The organism is Curtobacterium sp. PhB137, assembly GCF_003814955.1.
Classification (GTDB): Bacteria; Actinomycetota; Actinomycetes; order Actinomycetales; family Microbacteriaceae; genus Curtobacterium.
In genome coordinates this window covers 479,253-499,854 of the sequence record NZ_RKQO01000006.1, presented here as the reverse complement: position 1 = coordinate 499,854, position 20,602 = coordinate 479,253, and the positions used below count along the sequence as shown (strand labels likewise).

Sequence of the window (20,602 nt, the reverse complement as noted above, 5' to 3'; positions counted from 1 at the left end):
CGCTGGTCACGTGGCGGACAGGACCTCGCGTTCCAGACGCTGGTAGCTGGTCTCCATGCCGTCGGTCATGCCGGTGGCCAGGATCATGTCCCGCTGCGTCCGGTCGGGGTAGGTGATGCGCAGCGTCAGCAGGGTGACGCCGTCGGCCTCGTCGAACTGCAGGTCGTTCGTGTTCGGCGGGAACGGCGCACCGGTCATCCGCTCGGTGGACACCATCCGCCGCTCCGGTTCCACGACGAGGTTCTCGCCCTCGAACCCGAACGGCTCGCCCTCGGTGTCACCCGTCGGCGCCCACGCCTGCCGGAACGTGCCACCCGGCGTCAGGTCGTTCTCGTACACCGTCATCTCCCACCCGTCCGGTCCGAGCAACCACTGCCGGACGAGTTCGGGCTCGGTGTGCGCCCGCCACAGCAGGTGGCGTGGTGCCGCGAAGGCCCGCGTGATGCGGACGTGGGTGTCGTCGACGAGCTCGGTGACGGTGCCGTTGCCCAGGGCGTACTCGCGCAGGTCGGCGAGGACGGCGTCGAGCTGTCCGAAGGCCTGCTCGTAGCCCTCGACCATGCCCATGTCCACCATGGTCTCGAGGTCGGCGGTGGACCCGAACGACGACCGGACGGTCACCCGCGACCCGGTTCCGACGGTCTCGAACGACAAGACGGTCTCGCTGGCCGGCAACCCGTCGTCGACCTCGCCGTCGGCGTCGGTGAAGAGGTCGCGGAACACGATGCGGTGTGGCTCGTCGACCGCGGTGACCTGCCAGACCGCGTGGAACCGCTCGCCCTGTGGTGACGTCATCCGGTAGTCGGCGCGGCCGCCGGGCCGCAGGTCGAACGAGGTGAAGGTGGCGGGGAAGCCGGGTGGGCCCCAGAAGCGTTCGAGCTGACGGGGATCGGCGAAGGCGCCCCAGAGGCGCTCGACCGGGACGGGGAACTCGGCGACGAGCGTCAGCGCGAGGGCCTCGGGATCGGTGTGGACGGACGTGGTGGGCATCATTGCTCCTTGTCGGTGTCGAGCAGGGTGTCGAGGCGGTCGAGCCGGCCCCGCCAGAGGTCGCCGTAGGCGTCGAGCAGGTCGCGGACCCGGGCGAGCTGCCCCGGTTCGGCGCGCACGATGCGGGTGCGGCCGCGTGCTTCCTTGCTCACGAGTCCGGCTCCTTCGAGGACGGCGACGTGCTTCTGGACGGCGGCGAACGACATCGAGTACGCGTCCGCGAGGTCACTGACGGACGAGGACCCGACGAGCGTGCGTCGGACGATGTCACGACGGGTCGCGTCGGCGAGTGCGTGGAACACCCGGTCGACCTCGGCGTCGGACAGTGCAATTCGTACAACCATTTGGTTGTACGTTACGACTGTCCACCCTCGTGCGCAAGGGGGACGTGCAGGTAGTCTGTCCGCGGAGATCGAAAGGGGCGATGCCAGTGGGCTCGAGCGCGTCGGACACCGTCAGTGCCCTCGTCGCGACCCTTCCTCCGTCGCCGAGGCTCCCGGACGTGGTCGCCGGGGTCGGTCGGTTCGTCGGCAAGCCGACCCGCGTGGTCGACGTCGACGGTCCGAGCTGGGGGCCGCTCACCGCGCTGGTGTCGCAGTTCGAGCACGAGAACCTCGTCCTGGTGCCGGCCGGCGCCCCCGAGCTGTACCGGATGCACTGCGTCCTGCACGAGCTCGGACACCTCGTGCACGGCGACGCCGGAGCCCCGACCACCACCTCGATCGCCGAGTTCGCCTCGGGCGGGCACGTGTGCCGCCGCGCCCTCGACGGCGACACCGGACTGGTGAGCATCTCGGACGACGACGAGCACTTCGCCGAGCGGTTCGCGTACGAGCTGGCGACCGTGCTGCTCGCCGGCAGCGCGAGCGCGGACGAGCGGGCCTACGGCTGATGGCCGTCCTGCACGCCGCCGCCTTCTGGTGCGCGGCGCTGATCTTCCTCGCCCGCACGCCCTACGTGCTGCGGAACCCGCGTGGCCGCGCCGCCTGGGGTGCGACCGGCGTCGGTGCGCTCGGGCTGCTGACCCTCGGCAGCGTCGTGCCGCAGACCGTGCTCGACGGCGCCCTCGGGGGCACGAACCTCATCAACCTGGTGCAGAACGTGTGTGCCACGGCGGCCTTCTGGCTGATGCTCCGGGCGAGCACGTCCGACCTGCCGAAGCGGCCGGGGTTGGCGAGCCCGCTCGCGCTCCTCGTGGTGGTCGTGGCCTTCGCCGTCCCGTTCTTCGCCGTGCGCGACCGGGGCGGCACCGACTTCCACTTCATCGTGCGGGAGATCCACCAGCCGGCGATGTGGCTCTACGGGTCGGTCTACATGGTCGGTGTCGGCGTGATCGCCGCCGCGACGCTCCGGTACGGCGTGCTGCGCAACCCGGTCGCGCTCGTGGTCTTCCGGGTGGGCCTGTCGCTCGTGGTCATCGCGAGCATCGACGAGCTCCTCTCCCTCACCGCCGACCACTTCGGGTGGTTCCCCGCTCCGCTGCGCGACGGACTCCGTCTGGGCTTCGACCCGCCGTTCTACCTGGGCATCGTCCTCATCGTCGTCGCGATGGCGTCCCTGACGTTCCGCCGGTGGTGGCGGGACGTGACGTGTCGTCGGCACCACCGACGGCTCCGCCGCATCGCCCGGCGCCACGAACTGCGCGCCGTCGAACGGGACGGCGACGTGCAGGCACGGACCTACGACCTCGTCATCGCGATCCGCGACGCCGAGGTGCAGGGCCGCACCCTCGACGACGCCGAACTCGCCCAGGTGCGCTCGGCGGAACTGACCCTGACCCGCAGTCTCGGAGGCTGATGCGATGACGATCGTCTGGTGGGTGCTCGGTGTGCTCGTCGTGCTGGCGGCGGCGTTCCTGCTCGTGGTGCGGAAGGTCGTCGGCAAGATCGTGCTGCCCGGCGGCGACCGCTGGACCCCGGTGCTCGAGACGACCGACGACTCGATCCGGCTCCCGATCACCGACGACACCGTGCGCCCGGGGGAGTACGGCCTGTGGCACGACGGTACCGGGCACACCACGGTCGGACCGGTGCTCGACGTCGACGAGGCCGCCGGTACCGTGCGGCGTGCGGTGGTCCGGACGACGGGCGACGTGTCGACACGGGTGCGGTGGAGCGGGCACGTGCACCCGGACCCCGCCGCGATGGACGTCGACTGGGCGGAGGTCGACCTGGCGACGCCCGTGGGCCCGGCGCCGGCGTGGGTCATCCGGCCCGGTGGCCCCGAGGCCGCGCCCGCCACCGACGCGCCCGCCGCGACCTGGGCCGTCCACGTGCACGGCATCCGCACCACCCGCGTGACGGCGCTCCGGACCGTGCCGGCGGCACTCGAGGCCGGCTGGACCTCGATCGTCCCGTCGTTCCGCGGCGACGGCGAAGCGCCCTGGCAGGGCCGCGCCTCGCACCTCGGTGCCCGCGAGTGGCCCGACGTCGAGGCCGCACTCGACCACGCCGTCGCGAACGGGGCCGAACGGCTCGTCATCGTGGGGTGGTCGATGGGCGCGACGATCACCCACGAACTGCTGGCACGGTCGGCGCACCGCGACCGATTCGTCGGACTGGTCCTCGTGTCACCGGCGCTCGACTGGGCGACCACGGTGCGCTCCCAGGCCGGTCGTGCCGGGCTCCCCGGGTTCGTCGTCGGTGCCGCGCTCCGGGCGATGGCACTGCCGCTCGTGTGCCGACTCGTCGGTCTCCGTTCACCCGTGGACGTCCGCGCGCTCTCCTGGTTGCACGCGCCGCGGAGCCTGCCGCCGACCCTGCTCATCCACTCGTCGGGGGACACCACGGTGCCGTTCGCCGTCAGCCGGGAGTTCGCCGACGCACACCCCGACACCGTGACGTTGGCGGTCAGCGAGCCCGCCGAACACGCCTGGGAGCGGAACGTCGACGCCGTCTGGTTCGACTCCACGATCACGAACTGGGCGAGATCGCTGGACCACACCGGCACCATGGAGTAGAAGGGGCCATGGGTCAGCTCATCTACGACGGCCAACCACTCGACCTCCGCATCGACGACCGGGCCCTCACACACCTGCAGATCGTGATCGTGAACATGCTCCGGCGCGAGCACCGGTTCGCGTTCTCGTGGAAGGACGACGTCATCCACGGCAACGGCCGCAGCACGATCTGGCTGAACCCGAACGTCAGCCTGCACTTCAAGTTCTCCGGCAGTCGGGTGCCGTCGATCAACCGCAGCTGGCTCGAGGACCTCTACGCCTCGGCGACGTCGGGTTCGGGACTCGTCCTGACGCCGGAGCCGACGGACACGAGCACGGCGGCCGACTCGGCGTGGTCGCGAGCGGTCGCTCCGGGGGACGCCGACGACGCCTCTGGGACGCCGAGCGGTACCACAGCTGAGTGATTCCCGTCAACGGGTTCCGAAGATCCCGTGATCGTCGTACGGTTTCTGTACCGCGGATCAGAGTCGTCCCTTCGGGCCGGCATCCAGGGAGCCGGTGACGGCAACGAACCGCGGCAGGAGGGGGACCCGAATGACCGTGACGCAGTGCGCGCCCGGCGCCGACCAACCATCGGCGATCGAGTGGCGAGCACGACGGGAGTCCCGGATCAGGAGACTCGTCGTCCAGGAAGCCGGGTCATCGTACCCGGGTCCTTGCGTCACGCCACTGGGCTCGTCGGTCAGGCCTCACTGACCGGCACCCTTCCACAGGACGCCCCGGCAGTCGGATTCGGGTTCCGCTACCGGGGCGTTCTGCTGCCCGGGCGTTCTGCTGCTCGCATCGGGCGTGGGCTGCTGGCTCAGTAGACGTCGCGGACGTACCGCTTCGTGCGTCGCAGGTCGGCCAGGTACGACAGCGCGTCGTCCTCGTCGCGGCCGCGGCCGGTGCGGATGACGTCGAGCAGCGCGGCCTCGACGTCCTTCGCCATGCGCGAGGCGTCGCCGCACACGTACACGTGGCCGCCGTCCTCGAGCCAGGCGAACAGCTCGGCGGACTGCTCGCGCATCCGGGTCTGCACGTAGACCTTCTCGGCCTGGTCGCGTGAGAACGCCAGGTCGAGGCGGTTCAGCACGCCCTGCTCCTGCAGCTCGGTGAGCTCGTCCTGGTAGACGAAGTCGGTGTCGCGGTGCTGGTCGCCGAAGAACAGCCAGTTGCGCCCCGTCGCACCGGCCGCGGCCCGCTCGTGCAGGAACCCGCGGAACGGGGCGATGCCGGTGCCCGGACCGATCATGATCATCGGTGCGGACGCGTCGGCCGGCACGCCGAACGACGCGTTCGGCTGCAGGTAGACGTCGACCGTACCGTCGGGGTCGACCCGGTCCGCCAGGAACGTCGACGCGACACCGGCGTACATCCGGTGCGGGTCGCCGTACCGGACGGACGCGATGGTCAGGTGGATGCGGTCCGGGTGCGCCAGTGGGCTCGACGAGATCGAGTACTGGCGTGCCTGCAACGGGCGCAGGTTCGGCAGCAGCTCGTCGAGTCCGGGAGCGGCCGGTCCGGCGTCGCGCAGCAGGTCGAGGACGTCACGGCCCCACAGCCAGCGGTCCAGTTCGTGCTTGTCGCCGTGCGAGACGACCGCGGCGAGTTCGCTCGCCGGGGCGCGCTGCACGAGGTCCGCGATGAGGTCCTTCGACGGCGTGCGGACCTCGCGGTCGCTCCGCAGGACCTCGGTGATCGGTCGGCCGTCGAACGACTCGCCGCCGTTCGCGCCGACCTGCTCGAGCAGCTCCGCGACGAAGACCTCGTCGTTGACCGGCACGACGGCCAGGGCGTCGCCGGCGGCGTACTCGATGCCGGAGTCGCCGAGGTCGAACTCGTAGTGCCGGATCTCCTTCGCGCTGCGCGGCGAGGAGAGCAGCCGGTTCTCGGCCAGCCGCGACGGGTACGGGTTGCGCTTGTTCCACTGCGACCCCGGCCGGGAGGCACGACCCGCGCCCGCCCCGCCGGTCGCGGTGGCACCGCCGTCGGCCCCACTGCCCGTGGTCGCGCCGGGTGCGCCCGTCGCGCCGGCCTCGGCAGCGAGCCGGTCGAGCACGGCGGCGCTCCAGAGTGCGGCGGCGTCCTCGAAGTCGACGTCGCAGTCCACGCGGTCGTGCACCCGGGTCGCGCCGAGCTGCTCGAAGCGGGTGTCGAGGAGCTTGCCGGCCTGGCAGAACTCGTCGTAGCTGGTGTCCCCGAGGCCGAGGACGGCGTACTGCAGCCCCTCGAGCCGCGGCACGGTGGACGCCTGGACCGCCTCCCAGAACAGACCGGCGTTGTCGGGCATCTCGCCCTCGCCGTACGTCGAGGTGACGACGAGCACGTGGGTCATCCCGGCGAGCTGCTCCGGGGTGACGGCGTCGAGTGCAGCGGCACGGCCACCGAGCCCGCGGGCCTTCGCCCCGGCGACGAGCTCGTCGGCCAGGAACTCCGCGTTGCCGGTCTGCGTGCCGAACAGCACGTCGATCGTCGTCGTGGGGGCGGCGCCGGACGCCTTCTTGCCGGCGGCGGCGATGCCCGCGATGAACCCGGCCAGCCAGGACTCCTGGGCAGCCGAGAACGGTGCGTCGACGGGGATCAGCGATCCGGTCGGGGGGAGCAGGCTCACGCGGACACCGCCTCGGTCGGCGCCTGGGGTGCACGGCGGGCGATGTCCTCGAGCGCCGCGGTGGCGAGCAGCTCGTCGAAGCGGGCCTCGCGGACGCGGCCGTCGTTCTTGGCGTTCTGGTGCATGATCCACCCCGTGGTGCCCGGTGCGTCCATGCTGCGGTTGTTCCGCTGCGTGAGCGCACGCTTGTAGTCGTCGAGCCGCTTGATCGCGATGAGCGTCGCGAGCTGGTCGTCCGCGAACCGGTCGAGCGTGCCGCGCAGGTACTTCACGACGCGCTGCTTCACCGAGAAGTCCTCGGTCAGGACGAGGTTCTTCACCGCTTCGGTGACGCGGGGGTCGTTCGGACCCGCACCGGGGACGCGCTCGAGGGCGACGTCCTGGGCGACACCGAGCACCGTGTACGACGACAGCAGCGAGAACATGTCGTCGCCCTGGTCGCCGAGGGCCGGGGCCCGGCCGTCGAGGACGGTGCGCTGGTCGCGGTAGTCGACCTTGAACGCACGGAGCTTGTCCGTGGCGATCGAGGACGCGAGCTCGTCGAGCAGCTCGGAGCGGGTGGCCGCCGCGAGGATCTCGCCGGCGTCCTGCGAGAGCAGCAGGGCGCGCGGCATGCCGACGAAGACGTGCTGCCGGGTGGTCTCCCAGTCGGCGAGCAGCCGCTCGGCCAGCGCCGACCCGGTCGCCTCGAGATGCCACTCGAGCAGCAGGCGCGCGCCGGCCTCGTGGAACGCGCCGCGCTCGGTGTCGGTGACGGGGAACACGAGGAGCGAGTCGGTGCTGGCGCGCTGGGCGACCTGACCGGACGGGTCGTACTGGTACAGGAACCCGCCGGACATGCCGTTGCCGAGCCCCTTGCCGAACGCGCCGAGGTTGAACACGGCGCCGCCCGTCATGTACTCGCACCCGAAGTCGCCGACGCCCTCGACCACGGCCGTGGCGCCGGAGTTGCGCACGGCGAAGCGGTCTCCGGCCTCGCCCTCGACGAACGTGCGGCCGCCGGTGGCCCCGAAGAGCGCGAAGTTGCCGATCAGGACGTTCCCGCCCTGGTCGGCACTGCCGCCGCCCGGAGCGCGGACGATGATCCGACCGCCGCTCTGGCTCTTGCCGACGCCGTCGTTCGCGGTGCCGGTGTGCTCGAGCACGATGCCGTCGTTGTTGAACACGCCGTACGACTGACCGGCCGAGCCCTGGGTACGGATCGTGACCGCACCGTCGACCAGCCGGCGGCGCCCGCGGTCGTCGGTCGCCACGGCGGGCAGCCCCTGGACGTCCTCGGCGCGGAGCTCGTGGTTGAGCAGGCGCTCGACGTCGATGCCGAGCTGACCGCCGACGGACTTGTCGCTGTTGCCGAGCAGGACGCCGTGCACGAGCACGTGCTCCTGGGCGTGGTCGACCAGCGCCGTGCGGATGCGCTCGAGCAGCGCGTCGTCGGTGTGGAAGTCCTTCTCCAGGTACTCCGGGTCCGTCACGACCTTCTCCGGCACCTGCGCGAGCAGGGCACGGGCGTCCAGACGCCCGACGCTCGCAGGGTGGTCGAGGAGCTGCAGCAGGTCGGTGCGACCCCGTGCCTCGCGCAGCGAGCGCAGACCGAGGCGAGCGAGGATCTGCCGGACGTCGTGGGCGATGTTGAGCAGGTACTGCGCGAGGGCACGCGGGTCGCCCTCGAACGCCTCGGCGTTCGTGGTGAGGCCGGCCGGGCACTTCACGTTGCAGTTCTTCGCCATGACGCAGCCGAGCATCATGAGCGCGGTCGTGCCGAACTCGAAGCTGTCGCCGCCGAGCAGGGCGCTCGTCACGACGTCGGACCCGGTCTGGTGCGCACCCGAGCACCGGAGCGTGACCTTGGAGCGCAGGCCGTTCGCGACGAGGGCCTGGTGGACCTCGGCGACGCCGATTTCCGCCGAACGTCCCGCGTACTTCAGGCTCGTGACGGCCGCGGCACCGGTGCCACCGGTGTTGCCCGCGACGTTGATGACGTCCGCACCGGCCTTGGCGACGCCGACCGCGATGGTGCCGATGCCCTCGGAGGACACGAGCTTCACGATCACCCGGACACGGGCGGCCTTGCAGTCGTGGATGAGCTGCGCCAGGTCCTCGATCGAGTACGTGTCGTGGTGCGGCGGCGGCGAGATGAGCTCGACGCCGGGGGTGCCACCACGGGCCGCGGCGATGTCCACCGTGACCTTCGGCGCGGGCAGCTGACCGCCCTCGCCGGGCTTCGCGCCCTGACCGATCTTGATCTCGAGTTCCTCGAGCATGGGGTCGGCGAGGTAGCCCGCCCAGATGCCGAAGCGACCCGAGGCGAACTGCTTGATCCGCGAGCCGCGGATGGTGCCGTAGCGGGAGTGGTGCTCGCCGCCCTCACCGCTGTTCGACATGCCGCCGACCATGTTCGTGCCGTGCGCCACCGCCTCGTGCGCGGTGGCGACGAGGGCGCCGTGGCTCATCGCGCCGGACGCCAGGGTCCGGGTGATCTCGTGCGCCGGCTGGACCTCGTCGAGCTCGACGCTGTCGGGCGCGCTCTCGAGCAGGGCGAGCAGCCCGACGGCCGCGCCGGTGGCGCGGAGCGTCACCTGGGTGGCGTCGACGGCGTCGACGTCGACCTGGCCCGGGTAGAGCAGCGCGAGGCCGTCTGCCAGGGCCTGGTGGCGCAGTGCACCCGTGGTCCCCGTGGACGCGAGGGCGAGGCGGAACCGCTCCGTGCCTCCCGGGAGCTCGTCGGAGAACGCCGGACGCGAGCCGGACAGCCCGCGCACGGTGACGCTGGCGTTGCCGGTCGTCGAGAACCGGCCCAGCTCGCGGGCGAAGTCCTCGGCCGTGTCGATGCCGGTGACGTCCGCGGGCAGCGCGAGCACGTCGCGGAGCGCAGCGGGACGGCGCGACCGCTCGTCGTGCGTGGTCTGCAGGAACGTGACGTAGCCCGGCGTGATCCGGTGCTGGTCGATCTCGGTGTCACTGAGGCGGTCGTAGCCGGTGTTGCGGTACGCGGCGTCGGTGATGCCGAAGGAGTCGTCGAGCTGACCGAGCGTCAGCAGGCGCAGTGCGTCCGAGTCGCCGGAGCGCTCGAAGGCCGGACGCTCCTCGGTCATCCCGCCGAACCCGCGGACGCTCGCGACGCCGAACGAGTGGCCGGCACCGTCCGAGCGCTCCTTGAACAGGCCGAGCAGGGGGACCTGGCCCTCGGCCGCGACCGAGCGGGCACGCTCGTGCCAGTCCGTCGCCGCCTGGGCGATGCGGGCGAAGCCGACGCCGCCCACGGGAGCCTGCATGTGCGGGAACACCCGCGCCAGGACGTCGTCGCCGGTGTCCAGGTAGTTCGGCTCGAAGAACGCGCCACCGATGTAGCTCTCGGCGGTGCACAGACCGACGCGGCCCATGGTCTTCGCCAGCGCCTTCTCGGCGGCCTTGCGGAACTGCTTCAGCGCGAGATCCGTCGCGGTGAGCTCACCGGCGGGGGCCGGCGCGGCGGGGTACTTCTCCTCGGCACGCAGGCGCGCGCTCAAGCTGTACACAGCCGAGGCGCCGAAGCCCAGGGCCGTCGCCACGTGGTGTGACGACGGCAGCTGACCGCTCTCGGCGACGACGGACACCCGCAGGCGCAGGCCGGTCTCGATGAGCCGCTGGTTCACGGCGGCCACGGCCAGGATCACGGGCAGGGGCGCACGGGCCGACGAGACCTCGCGGTCGGTCAGCACGGCGATGCCGCCGGACGTCCCCGCGAACTGCTCCACGGCGTCGCACAGGGCGTCCACGGCGTCGCGCACGGCGTCCGCGTTCGCCTGCTCGTCGCCGAGCACCGGCACGTAGAGCATGTCGAAGCGCTCGAGCGGCACGATGTCCTGGTCGCGCAGGCGCACCATGTCCAGGTGGCCGAGGATCGGCGACTGCACGACGAGCTGTCGGCTCGTCGAACCCGTGCCGTCCGGCTTCGCGCCGAGCGCCACGCGCATGCTCATGCCGTCGGCTTCACGGATCGAGTCGAGCGGCGGGTTCGTCACCTGGGCGAAGCGCTGCGAGAAGTACTTCGCCATGCCGCCCTCGGTGTCGCTCAGGGCGTTGATGGCGTTGCCGTAGCCCATCGCCGAGATCCGCTCCGAGCCGTTCTGCAGCATCGGGTCGAGCATGAACCGGAAGCTCTCCTGGTTCAGCGAGTACGCCACGTACCGGCCGGCGAGCGACAGGTCGCCCTCGTAGCCCAGGGTGGTCGTCGTGCGCTCGTAGTCCGGAGCGGGCAGGTCGTCGAGGTCCACACGGGCAGCGTCGAGCAGCGTGCCGTAGTCGCGGCGGGCCGCGAGCATGCGCAGCACCTCGTCCGTGCGCATCCGGGTGCCGGTGCGGTGGTCGACGACGAGCATGCCGCCGGCCTCGATGCGACCGCGGTGCACGACCTCGTCGGCGTCGAACGTGACCTGACCGGCCTCGGACGACACCATCAGGTACTCGGTGGTCTCGACGGTGCGCAGCGGACGCAGCCCCAGGCGGTCCAGGCGCGCGCCGACCACGTCGCCGTCGCTGAAGATCACGGCGGCCGGACCGTCGTTCTTCTCCTCGTACAGCGAGAAGTACTCGAGCATGTCCCGCACGTCGGCGGTCAGCGTGCGGTCGTTCTCCCACGCCGGCGGCATGAGCGAGACCACGGCCTCGACGATCTCGAGTCCGTCGTCGAACACGCGGCTCTGCAGCGTCTGGTCGAGGCGGCTCGAGTCCGACTGCCCGGGCGGGCGGACGATGCTGCGGGTGCGGGCACGCGCCAGCGCCTCGTCCGACAGCCGGTTCTTCCGGTCGGTGTTCAGCTCGCCGTTGTGCGCCATCAGCCGGAACGGCTGCGCCATCGTCGGGTGCGGCTCGGTGTTCGTCGAGAACCGGGTGTGGAAGTACAGCGTCCGCACCGAGTGCCGCGGGTCACGCAGGTCCGTGAAGTACCCGATGACCTCACCCGAGTTCAGGCGGCCCTTCAGGATCTGGGTCCGGGCGCTGAGCGACAGCGGGTACAGGGCCGCGTGCTCGGCGCGCTGCTCGGCGGCCTCGCCGTAGGACACCGACTCGATCGCGAGCAGGGCGCGGTTCGCCGCCGCGTCGACCTCGGTGCGGTCCCACTGCTCGGGCGCGCGGAAGACCCACTGCACGATCGGCAGCTGGTACTGCTCGGCCTCGGGCCGGGCGACGGAGTGGTCCACCGGGACGTCGCGGACGACGAGCAGCTCGAAGCCCTGCTGCTCGATGGCGTCCGTGACGGTCTGCCGCGCACGGGCGCGCTCGGCGTCCGCCGCCGCACCCGCGCCGCTCGGCACGAAGCAGTTCGCGACGCCGAAGTGACCGGCGCGGAGCTCCTGGCCGGTGATGGCGCTGAAGAACTCCACCGACAGGTCGATGCTCACACCGGCGCCGTCACCGACACCCTCGGCGGACTTGCCGCCGCGGTGGGGGATGGCGCAGAGCGCTTCGTCACCCTTGCGGATGACGTCGTGGTGGGGCGTGCCGTCGAGTCGGGTGATGAAACCGACGCCGCAGTCGCTCGATTCGCGGGCAGGGTCGTAGAGACCGAAAGATGTGGGGTTCACGTGTGCGGGTCCAGTGGGGCGTTGCCGGCAGCGGACGGCCAGGCTGCATCGATGGAGCGCTCGCCGCGGGCAGACCGGTGTTGGCAGTCGGGCCCTGTGGGGTTGTGGTGCGGTACGGCGATGCTACGGCGCGGTATACCGCCCACGCAACACCGCGGGTCCGGGCGTGTGATGGTGTCGCACCGTGCGGGTCTGTTCGGCTGGTGCGAGGTTGCCCGCTCGGTGCGCTGTTGTTGCGCTGCACGGAGCGTGCAACCTCGCACGGGATGGGCCACACCGCACGGTGCGACGGGCCGCGCGGGCCGAACGACCCCGCACCGAGTGGCCAGCCCCGCACGGTGTCAGGCCGCGCGCTCGCCGGTCCGTTCGTCGACGGCGATCGGCTCCGTCACCGCCGTGCTGGCGTCGGCGGCGGGGGTCGTGCCGGGGCGGATGAGCTCCGGGCGACGGCGGCCGCTGCGGAACACCCACGCCTTGAACAGCACGAACCGAACGCAGGTCGCGACCAGGTTGGCGGCCGTCAGCACCAGGATCTCGGCACCGTGCGATGCTCCCGGCACGCTGCTGTGGAGCACGACCAGCGACCCCGAGGTGATCGCCCACGCGATGCCGAACACCACCAGTCCCTGCACGTGATGTCGCCCGGCTCCGGCACGCCCCCGCACACCGAACGTGAACCGCCGGTTGAGCGCGGTGTTGCCGATCGCCGTCAGCAGCAGGGCCAGGAAGTCCGCGGTCTGCGCCCCGATCGCCGGACGGAACAGCGCGTACAGCACCGCGAACGCGACGGTCGACAGCACCCCGATGGCGCCGAAGCGCAGCACCTGCCCGAGGAACCCGACGTGCAGTGGCGTGAACGGACGGCGGCCGATGGTCTCGTACACGGCACCCACCGGCACCCGCCCGCTGGCGATGCCCCGCGAGACGCGCCACATGCCCTTCAGGTCCTCGGTGGCCGTCGAGGCGATCTGCACCGACGAGTTCACGTCGTCGACCCAGTCCACCGGGACCTCGTGGATGCGCAGTCCCGCGTGCTCGGCGAGGACGAGCATCTCGGTGTCGAAGAACCACGCGTCGTCCTCGCACAGCGGCAGCAGCTGGTCGGCCGCCCGTTTCGTGACCGCCTTGAACCCGCACTGCGCGTCCGAGAACGACACCCCCATCGTCGTGCGGAGCAGCAGGTTGTACGAGCGGGAGATGAACTCGCGCTTGCTACCCCGAACCACCCGCGACGAGTCCGCCAACCGCGTGCCGATCGCCAGGTCGGAGTGCCCGGAGAGCAGCGGCGCCACGAGCGGCTCGAGTGCCGCGAGGTCCGTCGACAGGTCCTCGTCGACGTACACGAGCACGGTCGCCGGAGATGCACCCCACACGGCCTTGAGCGCCCGCCCACGACCCTTCTCGGGCAGGTGGACCGCGTGCACGCCGGGCAGCATGGCGGCCAGGTCGTCGGCGATCCGCGCGGTGTCGTCGGTCGAGGCGTTGTCGGCGATCGTGATCCGCCAAGAGTGGTGCAACGACGTCCGGCAGAACGTGTGCAGGCGTCGCACGTGGGCCGCGAGCGTGTCCTGCTCGTTGTAGCAGGGGACGACGATGTCGATGTCGAGGGTCTGGTTCGTCTCCGTCATGCCGCTCATGCTCGGCAGCGGGCACATGCGGACCGAGGCAGTGCGCTGTGCTCCCGGTAAGAACGGCGTTCGGCGACCGTTCACGTCACGGTCGAACACGACAGGTGTCGCGCGGATACGGTCGACGGACGATGACGACCGAGCGCGACGACGCACACCGATCGGCGGTGCTGCTCCCGGGGGAGCGGCTCGGCCTGGCGCTCGACGAGCGGTGTCCGGAGTTCGAGGAGCTCCTGCTCACGCCTCCGCTGCACGGCATCCGACCGGACGGCCACGACTGGCTGCGACGCCGGTACGCCGAGATCGTCCCGCTCGTGCTCCCCGCGGCGCTGCGTGCCGTCGAGCGCGGTGAACCCGTCGACCGCGAGTGCCTCGCCCAGCTGCGCGCGGTGGCGGCCGCGAGCGCCGAGGACCCCCGCGTCGACGTGTCGGTCGTGCTCCGCGGGGCCCTGCCGGCGATCCGGGTCTTCGCCCTCGTCATGCACACGGCCACCCGCGACCACGCCGTCACGCTCGACCACGCCGGCCGGACGATGCTCGCGATGAGCCGCGCCTCGCTCGTCGCCCACGAACTCGGCTCGTGCTGGGCCGAGGCCTGGGCCGAGCAGCGCCGGCGATCGGCGGGCGAGTCCGCGGCGGCGGTCACCACCGGGGAGATCGACCTCGTCGCCCGTGCGCCTGGCCTCGACGAGACCGAGGAGCAGATGCTCGCGCTCGCCGCGCAGGGGCTCTCCAACGACGAGATCGCGAAGGAGACGGCCTACAGCCGCCAGGCCGTCGCGTGGCACCTCGGACGGCTGATGAAGTCGTGGAAGGCGCCGAACCGGACGGCGCTGGTGTCGGTCGCCTTCGTGAAGGGGTGGATCCGTGCACGGCGCGAGGTCCGCGGTGCAGCACGGACCTGGCCCCCGGCGATCGAGCCCGCCGCCGAGCGTCCCACCACGCACGACGACGCCCCCTGAGACCGTGGTCCCCGGGGGCGCCGGTGCAGCGCCGACGGACGGATCAGCGCTGGCGGATCAGCCGCCGTTCACGTGGATGACGTTGTCGATGCGCTCGATGTTGCCGAACGCACCCCAGTTCAGCCAGCCACCGTCACCGTTGTTCGTGATCGAGCCGGGGCCCTTGAACCAGTAGATGACGTAGTTGCCGCCCTTGATGTCGATCGACTGCGCGTCCGCGACGTCGCCGGACACCGTGATGTCCTGGTTCTTGTTGACCACCGCGACGGTGAGGCGGTCGGGGTTGCCCGCGTTCCAGTAGCCGACGTCGAGCGCGGCCTGCACGGCGCCGCCGCGGTCGCTCTGGTCGTTCACGGCGTCCTTGATCGCGTTGACGATCGCGACCGGGTCGAGGTTCACGTTGACGTTGCCGCCGACGGAGGCCGAGGTGCTCGGTGCGGGCTCAGCGGCCTGTGCCGGTGCCGCGACGAACGCCCCGGCGATGACGGCGCCACCGAGTGCGGTGCCGGCGAGGAGCTTGACGGACTTGCGCTTGAACGAGTTCATGATCGTGTTCCCATCTCTGCGGTGGTGACCCGTGTGGGTCGTCCAGCTCGGACAGGACCCAGCCTGCGTCGCCGGGTGCCGGGTTGCACGCGTTCGGCCCGGACGTTGGACGATCGTCTGACGATCCGTCCAGCGCCGCGAAGGTGTGCCACCCTCCGGGGCCCGGCCCGCCGGTGGCGTGCTTCGAGAAGTGGACCCGAGACCCATCCGGACGGTTGGGCGCTCGGGTCTTGCGCTTTCCCGGCGAGTTCTGCGGATCAGACGTCGACGTCCGTGACGACTGACCCGCAACGAGCACGCGGGTACCGTCAGGGTTGCAGCAGGATCTGCACGATCGCGAGGACCGCGAGGACCGCGATCGGCACGCCCGCGATCCACAACCCTGCACGGACCTGGGTCCGGCGGATCGTCGGCGGCGCGTGGGAACTCCGGGCGAACTCGGTCGCTGCGACGAGCTCCGGTGCGGCCGCCGGCGGTGCAGGTTCGGGCTGCGGACGGTCGTCGTCGAACGCGGGCACTTCGACCACGAGTTCCGACGGGTCCGGGCGACCCGGCAGCTCGCCGTACTCCTTCGTCATGCGACCAGTATGCGTCGCCGTCGGGGTCGGCGTCCTTCGTGAGCAGCAATGGTCGAGTCGCGCCAGAGCACGCGACCTTTTCTGCTCACGAAGCGGGTGAGGCAGACGTCACGAAGCGGGCACAGGCACCACGTCCGGCAGGTCCACCGTGAACGCCGTCCGACCGGGGCCGGAGGCCACCCGCACGCTCCCGCCGTGCGCCGACACCACGGCCTGCACGATCGCCAGCCCGAGGCCGCTCGTCCCCTGTCCCCGCGCACGGGTCCGCGAGGCCTCACCCCGGGTGAACCGGTCGAACAGGGTCGGCAGGGCCTCCGACGGGATCGGCGGCCCGTCGTTGGCCACGACGAGGCGAGCGGCCGCACCAGCACCGGACGGCCCCATCCGCTGCAACGACACCACCACCGCGGTCCCGGTCGGGGTGTGCGTCCGGGCGTTCGCGAGCAGGTTCGTCACGACGCGGCGCAGCTGCTCCGCGTCGCCCGTCACGGTCAGCGGGTGGTCGTCGACGATCTGCAGGGTCCACCGGTGCCCGGGCGCGGTGGCCCGGGCGTCCATCGTCGCCTCGACCACGATCGAGGTCAGGTCGACGGGTTCGCGCAGGAGCGGGGACACCGGAGCCCCGGACGCCAGGGCCGTCGCGTCGAGCCGCGCGAGCAGCAGGAGTTCCTCGACGAGGTCGCCCATCCGCACGGCCTCCCGGCCGATCCGGTCGACGTTCCGGTGGATCGCGTCGAGGTCCGACGAGCGCGCGGTCAGCTCGGCGTAGGCCCGGACGGTCGCGATCGGCGTCCGCAGCTCGTGCGAGGCGTCGGCGACGAAGGTCCGCATGCCGGCCTCGGCGTCGCGGCGCACCGTCAGGGCTCGGGCGACGTGCCCGAGCAGCCGGTTCAGTGCGGTACCGACCTGCCCGACCTCGCGGTTCGCGGTGAGGTCGGCGTCGGCGACCCGCACCGGGATGTCGGTGTCGCCGCGTTCCAGGTCGAGGTCGGTCACCCCGGAGGCGACCGCGGCGACGCGTTCGAGCGGTCGGAGGGACCGCCGCACGAGCAGTGCGAGGGCCCACGCTGCGACGACGAGGCCCAGCACCGTGACGATCCCGATGACGAGCAACAGGCGGGCGATGGCGGCGTTCAGGTCACCGAGGGGGAGTGCGGTGACGAACACGTCGCCGTCGTCCCCGACCGCCTGCACCCGGTAGGTGCCGAGCGAGCCGAGGTCGATCGTCGCCGGGGCGGCGCCGCTGTCGACCGCGGTGAGCGTCTGCCGTTGCGCCGACGACAGCCCGTGCTGGTCGCCGTCGCTGTCGGTGTACCCGCCGAGCACCACGGTGCCGTCGCGGACGATCGCGACGACGGTGCCGGCGGACTGCCCCGGCGCCCCGATGAAGGCGTTGTCCGGATCCGGACGGTCCGACGACGATCCCGACGACGATCCCGACGACGATCCGGGCGGCGGGCCGGTGGGTGCGTCCGCGCCGTCCCGGCCGCCGACGGTCCGGTTCGCCGCCGTCGACAGTTCCGCGTCGAGGCGGTCGACCAGGTACCCCCGGAACGCGACGACGGTCACCGCTCCGACGACGACGTTCGTCGCGACGAGCAGGAGCGCGACGGCAGCCACGACCCGCCACCGCAACGACGGCACCCGTCCGGCGCGGGTCGGACGGGCCCGGATCGCCTTCGTCGATCGGCTCACGTCGTCGGCCGCAAGACGTACCCAGCCCCGCGCACGGTCTGCAGCATCGGCTCGCGTCCGGCGTCGAGCTTCTTCCGCAGGTACGACACGTACATGTCGACCAGGTTCGACGACGACCCGAAGTCCATCCCCCAGACGCCCGCGAGCAGCTGTTCCCGCGAGAGCACCCGGTTGGCGTTCCGCGCCAGGTGCCGCAGCAGCTCGTACTCGGTCGGTGTGAGCTCGATCGGTTCGCCGGCACGGCTGACGGCGCGGGCGTCCTCGTCGAGGCGGAGGTCACCGACCACCACCTCGGCGCTCCCGCCCACCGCTGCGACCCGAGCGGATGTCCGTGCCAGGATCCGCGCCCGGACGAGCAGCTCGTCGATGCCGAAGGGCTTCGTCAGGTAGTCGTCGCCGCCGCCGGTGAGTCCGGCGAGCCGGTCCTCGGGGGCGTCGCGCGCGGTGAGGAAGAGCACACGGACGGCGTCGCGGGAGTCGCGCAGCCGCTCGAGCACCTCGAAGCCGTCGATGTCCGGCAGCATCACGTCGAGGACGATGACGTCGGGTTGGAACTCCCGCGCGGCGAACAGGACGTCGCGTCCTCGGTGCACCGCCCGCACGGCCCAGCCGTCCCCCTCGAACGCGAGGGCGACGGCGTCGGCCAGGGCGTGCTCGTCGTCGACGACGAGGGCGCGGACGGGGGTGCGGTCGGTGCGCTGCAGCGGTTGGCCGGTCACGTCCGCGAGCCTATCCACCGCGCCCTCGTCGTCGATCACTTCGTGCTGCTCAGGTCGTAGACGGTCTGCCCGCCGACCGTCGTCGACTCGTAGTTCGCCGCGACCCACTCCTGGATCGCCGATGCGGTGGACGACCCGCCGCCCATCCCGCCGCCACCGGAGCCGGAGGAGACGTAGTACCCGATGTCCCCGTCGGCGACGTACGCCTTGAACTGGGCGAGCGTGGGTGCCGGGTCGCTCGACCAGCCACCGATCGCCATGACGGCGGTGTCGGTGTCGAGTTCGAGCTGCGCGGCCGACTGCGATCCGTTGACGGCGGCCGCCCACTTCGCGTCGGACGCCTCGAGCAGCTTCTGCAGTGCCGACGAGGTCGACGCACCTTCGCCACCGCCCCCGGTCTGGAGGCCCGTCCCCGACCCACCCTCGGAGGTCGCGTCGTCCGTGCCGTCCTGGCCACTGCCCGGTGCCGTGCCGGACGTGCCGTCCGGCATCTCCGGCGCCTCGCCGGACGCGCCCTCCGGCGGGGTCCCGCCGGGACCCTGCTGGGAGTCGGACGTGCTGTCGGAGCCGCCGTCGTCGGAGCCGGAGGTCGACCCACCCGGTCCGCCCGTGCCTCCCGGCATGCCACCCGTGCCGCCGCCGCCCATCCCACCGGAGCTGCTGCCCGCCGGACCGACGCTCGGGATCGAACCGGAGTGCGCGACGGTCGTCGTGGCGAGGGCGTAGGCGGTGGTGCCGGACAGCCCGAACAGGGTGCCGGCGAGGACGCCGACCGTGACCAGCTTGCGGAGCGACGGGACACTGCCCATCACCACGAGCGCTGCGGACAGCAGCCCGCCGGCCAGCATCACCCAGCGGAGCCACGGCAGCCACGTCGGGTTCTCGTTGAGCAGGCACCAGCCCCAGAAGGCGGTGATGCCGATCATGGCGGCCAGGCCGATCCGGCCGACGAACCGCGCTCGTGCGTGCCAGAGCAGCGCGCCGCCGGTGCCGACGAGTCCGGCGATCGCCGGTGCCAACGCGACCGTGTAGTACGGGTGGATCGTGCCGGACATGTACGAGAACACCAGGCCGGTGACCAGGAGCCAGCCGCCCCACAGGACGAGTCCGGCGCGGGCCGGGTCGGCCAGGTGACGGCGTCCGACGACGACCAGACCGACCACCAGTGCGATGAGCGCTGCGGGCAGGAGCCACGAGATCTCGAGCCCCATCTCGGACGAGAACAGCCGGTTCAGGCCCGTCGAGCCACCGAAGGAGCCACCCGCGGTGCCGCCGGTCATGCCCCCGCCTCCGCCGCCGTTGCCCGATCCGCCGAAGATCCGCCCGAGGCCGTTGTAGCCGAACACCAGGTCGAGGACGGTGTTGTTCGTCGAACCGCCGATGTACGGGCGGGACTCGGCCGGCCACAACCACACGGCGACGACCCACCAGCCGGCCGACACCACGAGGGACCCCGCGGCGATGAGCAGCCCGATGACGCGCTTGCCCCAGGTGGTGCGGGCGGCGAACAGGTAGACGAGGCCGAAGGCCGGCAGGACGAGCAGCCCCTGCAGCATCTTCGTCAGGAACGCGAAGCCGAGGGCGACCCCGGCCAGTGCGATCCACTTCCAGCTGCCCCGCGGCAGCGCCCGCACGGTGCAGTACGCGCCGGCGGTCATCAGGAACACGAGCATCGCGTCCGGGTTGTCGAAGCGGAACATCAGGGCCGCCGCCGGCGTGGCCGCGACGACGAAGCCGGCGAGCAGCGCGCCCACGTTCGCGGTGGTGGTGCCGACGCGGGCGAGGGTGCGGCGGACCGTGCCCCACACCAGCGCGACCGAGCCCACGGCCATGAGTGCCTGGGGGAGCAGCAGGCTGAAGCTCGAGAAACCGAACAGCCGGGCCGACAACACCATCACCCAGAGCGACGCCGGGGGCTTGTCGACCGTGATGAAGTTCGACGAGTCGAGGGAGCCGAAGAAGAACGCCTCCCACGACTTCGTGCCGGCCTGCACGGCGGCGGCGTAGAAGCTGTTGGCGTACCCGGAGACACTGAGGTCCCAGAGGTACACCACGGCGGTCACGGCGAGGAGCGCCCAGAACGCCGGCCGGAGCCAGCGGGCGTCCTCGCGCTCGCCGAGGAACAGGCGGGCGAGCGGCTTGCGACGCCGATCCTGCGCGTCGGTCAGCGCGGGGCCACTTCGATCGGTCACGGGTATCGGGTACGTGGTCATGTCGATGAGCATCCGGGGCGTTCCCCGAGCGCGGCACTGCGCCGGCTGTGCGCGGCCTAAGGATGCACGGTGCGAGGTTGGCTGACTCGGCGCCGGCCGGGCTGGCGGGGCTGGGGCGGCGCACGGTGCGGCGCCGGTCCACGGTCGAGCAACCT

Annotated in this window: 15 protein-coding genes; 5 read left to right on the top strand and 10 right to left on the bottom strand. The window is 71.8% G+C overall.

The genetic code is table 11. The features are described 5' to 3' along the window. Positions 1-6: 6 nt before the first annotated feature. Together EDF28_RS11975 and EDF28_RS11970 are read right to left on the bottom strand one after the other, a co-directional pair. The gene (locus tag EDF28_RS11975) at positions 7-990 is read right to left on the bottom strand and encodes an SRPBCC family protein (protein ID WP_123938428.1); all 984 of its coding nucleotides are present in this window, start codon (positions 988-990) and stop codon (positions 7-9) included. Continuing rightward, positions 990-1,334, bottom strand: coding sequence for a helix-turn-helix transcriptional regulator (locus tag EDF28_RS11970; protein ID WP_123291783.1), 345 nt, complete (start codon positions 1,332-1,334; stop codon positions 990-992). Before EDF28_RS11970 ends, EDF28_RS11975 begins: the two co-directional genes overlap by 1 nt. 158 nt (positions 1,335-1,492) lie before the next feature. Between EDF28_RS11970 and EDF28_RS11965 the strand changes: the two genes are divergently transcribed. From EDF28_RS11965 to EDF28_RS11950, 4 genes are read left to right on the top strand one after another with little or no spacing between them, the layout of a single operon-like run. Next, entirely contained in the window at positions 1,493-1,882 is a 390-nt protein-coding gene (locus EDF28_RS11965) for a hypothetical protein (RefSeq protein ID WP_123938427.1), read from the top strand. Next, on the top strand, positions 1,882-2,787 hold the full coding sequence (locus EDF28_RS11960; protein WP_123938426.1) for a hypothetical protein: 906 nt from the start codon (positions 1,882-1,884) through the stop codon (positions 2,785-2,787). The genes EDF28_RS11965 and EDF28_RS11960 overlap by 1 nt, the downstream gene beginning before the upstream one ends. A gap of 4 nt (positions 2,788-2,791) precedes the next feature. Next, positions 2,792-3,949 carry a S9 family peptidase gene (locus EDF28_RS11955; protein ID WP_123938425.1) on the top strand — a complete coding sequence of 386 codons (1,158 nt, stop codon included), beginning with the start codon at positions 2,792-2,794 and terminating at the stop codon, positions 3,947-3,949. An 8-nt stretch (positions 3,950-3,957) separates the two neighbouring features. Further along, positions 3,958-4,353 (top strand): ATP-dependent DNA ligase, encoded by a 396-nt coding sequence (locus EDF28_RS11950; protein WP_123938424.1) that lies wholly within the window; start codon positions 3,958-3,960, stop codon positions 4,351-4,353. A gap of 398 nt (positions 4,354-4,751) precedes the next feature. On the opposite strand, the gene EDF28_RS11945 is transcribed toward EDF28_RS11950, so the two are convergent. The 3 genes from EDF28_RS11945 to EDF28_RS11935 all read right to left on the bottom strand — a co-directional run bounded on the left by EDF28_RS11945 (position 4,752) and on the right by EDF28_RS11935 (position 13,743). Beyond that, entirely contained in the window at positions 4,752-6,542 is a 1,791-nt protein-coding gene (locus tag EDF28_RS11945; RefSeq protein ID WP_123938423.1) for a sulfite reductase subunit alpha, read from the bottom strand. Continuing rightward, a complete protein-coding gene (locus EDF28_RS11940) occupies positions 6,539-12,106 on the bottom strand; it encodes a glutamate synthase-related protein (RefSeq protein ID WP_123938422.1) in 5,568 nt (1,855 codons plus the stop codon). The genes EDF28_RS11945 and EDF28_RS11940 overlap by 4 nt, the downstream gene beginning before the upstream one ends. A 341-nt stretch (positions 12,107-12,447) precedes the next feature. Further along, a complete protein-coding gene (locus tag EDF28_RS11935; RefSeq protein ID WP_123938421.1) occupies positions 12,448-13,743 on the bottom strand; it encodes a bifunctional glycosyltransferase family 2/GtrA family protein in 1,296 nt (431 codons plus the stop codon). 122 nt (positions 13,744-13,865) lie between these two features. Between EDF28_RS11935 and EDF28_RS11930 the strand changes: the two genes are divergently transcribed. Continuing rightward, positions 13,866-14,696: a helix-turn-helix transcriptional regulator gene (locus EDF28_RS11930; RefSeq protein WP_123938420.1), complete on the top strand. Its 831-nt coding sequence runs from the start codon at positions 13,866-13,868 to the stop codon at positions 14,694-14,696. Between the two features lie 57 nt (positions 14,697-14,753). Here the strand turns inward: EDF28_RS11930 and EDF28_RS11925 are convergent, their stop codons facing one another. The 5 genes from EDF28_RS11925 to EDF28_RS19685 form a co-directional block, all read right to left on the bottom strand. Beyond that, a complete protein-coding gene (locus EDF28_RS11925; protein ID WP_111084734.1) occupies positions 14,754-15,242 on the bottom strand; it encodes a hypothetical protein in 489 nt (162 codons plus the stop codon). A 308-nt stretch (positions 15,243-15,550) separates the two neighbouring features. Next, entirely contained in the window at positions 15,551-15,820 is a 270-nt protein-coding gene (locus tag EDF28_RS11920) for a hypothetical protein (RefSeq protein WP_123938419.1), read from the bottom strand. A 108-nt stretch (positions 15,821-15,928) separates the two neighbouring features. Further along, a complete protein-coding gene (locus tag EDF28_RS11915) occupies positions 15,929-17,515 on the bottom strand; it encodes a cell wall metabolism sensor histidine kinase WalK (RefSeq protein ID WP_123938418.1) in 1,587 nt (528 codons plus the stop codon). After that, the gene (locus tag EDF28_RS11910) at positions 17,512-18,234 is read right to left on the bottom strand and encodes a response regulator transcription factor (protein WP_123938417.1); all 723 of its coding nucleotides are present in this window, start codon (positions 18,232-18,234) and stop codon (positions 17,512-17,514) included. The genes EDF28_RS11915 and EDF28_RS11910 overlap by 4 nt, the downstream gene beginning before the upstream one ends. A 35-nt stretch (positions 18,235-18,269) precedes the next feature. Further along, on the bottom strand, positions 18,270-20,447 hold the full coding sequence (locus tag EDF28_RS19685) for a glycosyltransferase family 39 protein (RefSeq protein ID WP_311394739.1): 2,178 nt from the start codon (positions 20,445-20,447) through the stop codon (positions 18,270-18,272). Positions 20,448-20,602 lie beyond the last annotated feature (155 nt).

Coding starts and splice junctions, on each gene's coding strand:
- EDF28_RS11960 (WP_123938426.1), top strand. CDS start 1,882: ATGGCCGTCCTGCACGCCGCCGCCTTCTGGTGCGCGGCGCTGATCTTC.
- EDF28_RS19685 (WP_311394739.1), bottom strand. CDS start 20,447: ATGACCACGTACCCGATACCCGTGACCGATCGAAGTGGCCCCGCGCTG.
- EDF28_RS11975 (WP_123938428.1), bottom strand. CDS start 990: ATGCCCACCACGTCCGTCCACACCGATCCCGAGGCCCTCGCGCTGACG.
- EDF28_RS11925 (WP_111084734.1), bottom strand. CDS start 15,242: ATGAACTCGTTCAAGCGCAAGTCCGTCAAGCTCCTCGCCGGCACCGCA.
- EDF28_RS11950 (WP_123938424.1), top strand. CDS start 3,958: ATGGGTCAGCTCATCTACGACGGCCAACCACTCGACCTCCGCATCGAC.
- EDF28_RS11935 (WP_123938421.1), bottom strand. CDS start 13,743: ATGAGCGGCATGACGGAGACGAACCAGACCCTCGACATCGACATCGTC.
- EDF28_RS11970 (WP_123291783.1), bottom strand. CDS start 1,334: ATGGTTGTACGAATTGCACTGTCCGACGCCGAGGTCGACCGGGTGTTC.
- EDF28_RS11920 (WP_123938419.1), bottom strand. CDS start 15,820: ATGACGAAGGAGTACGGCGAGCTGCCGGGTCGCCCGGACCCGTCGGAA.
- EDF28_RS11930 (WP_123938420.1), top strand. CDS start 13,866: ATGACGACCGAGCGCGACGACGCACACCGATCGGCGGTGCTGCTCCCG.
- EDF28_RS11955 (WP_123938425.1), top strand. CDS start 2,792: ATGACGATCGTCTGGTGGGTGCTCGGTGTGCTCGTCGTGCTGGCGGCG.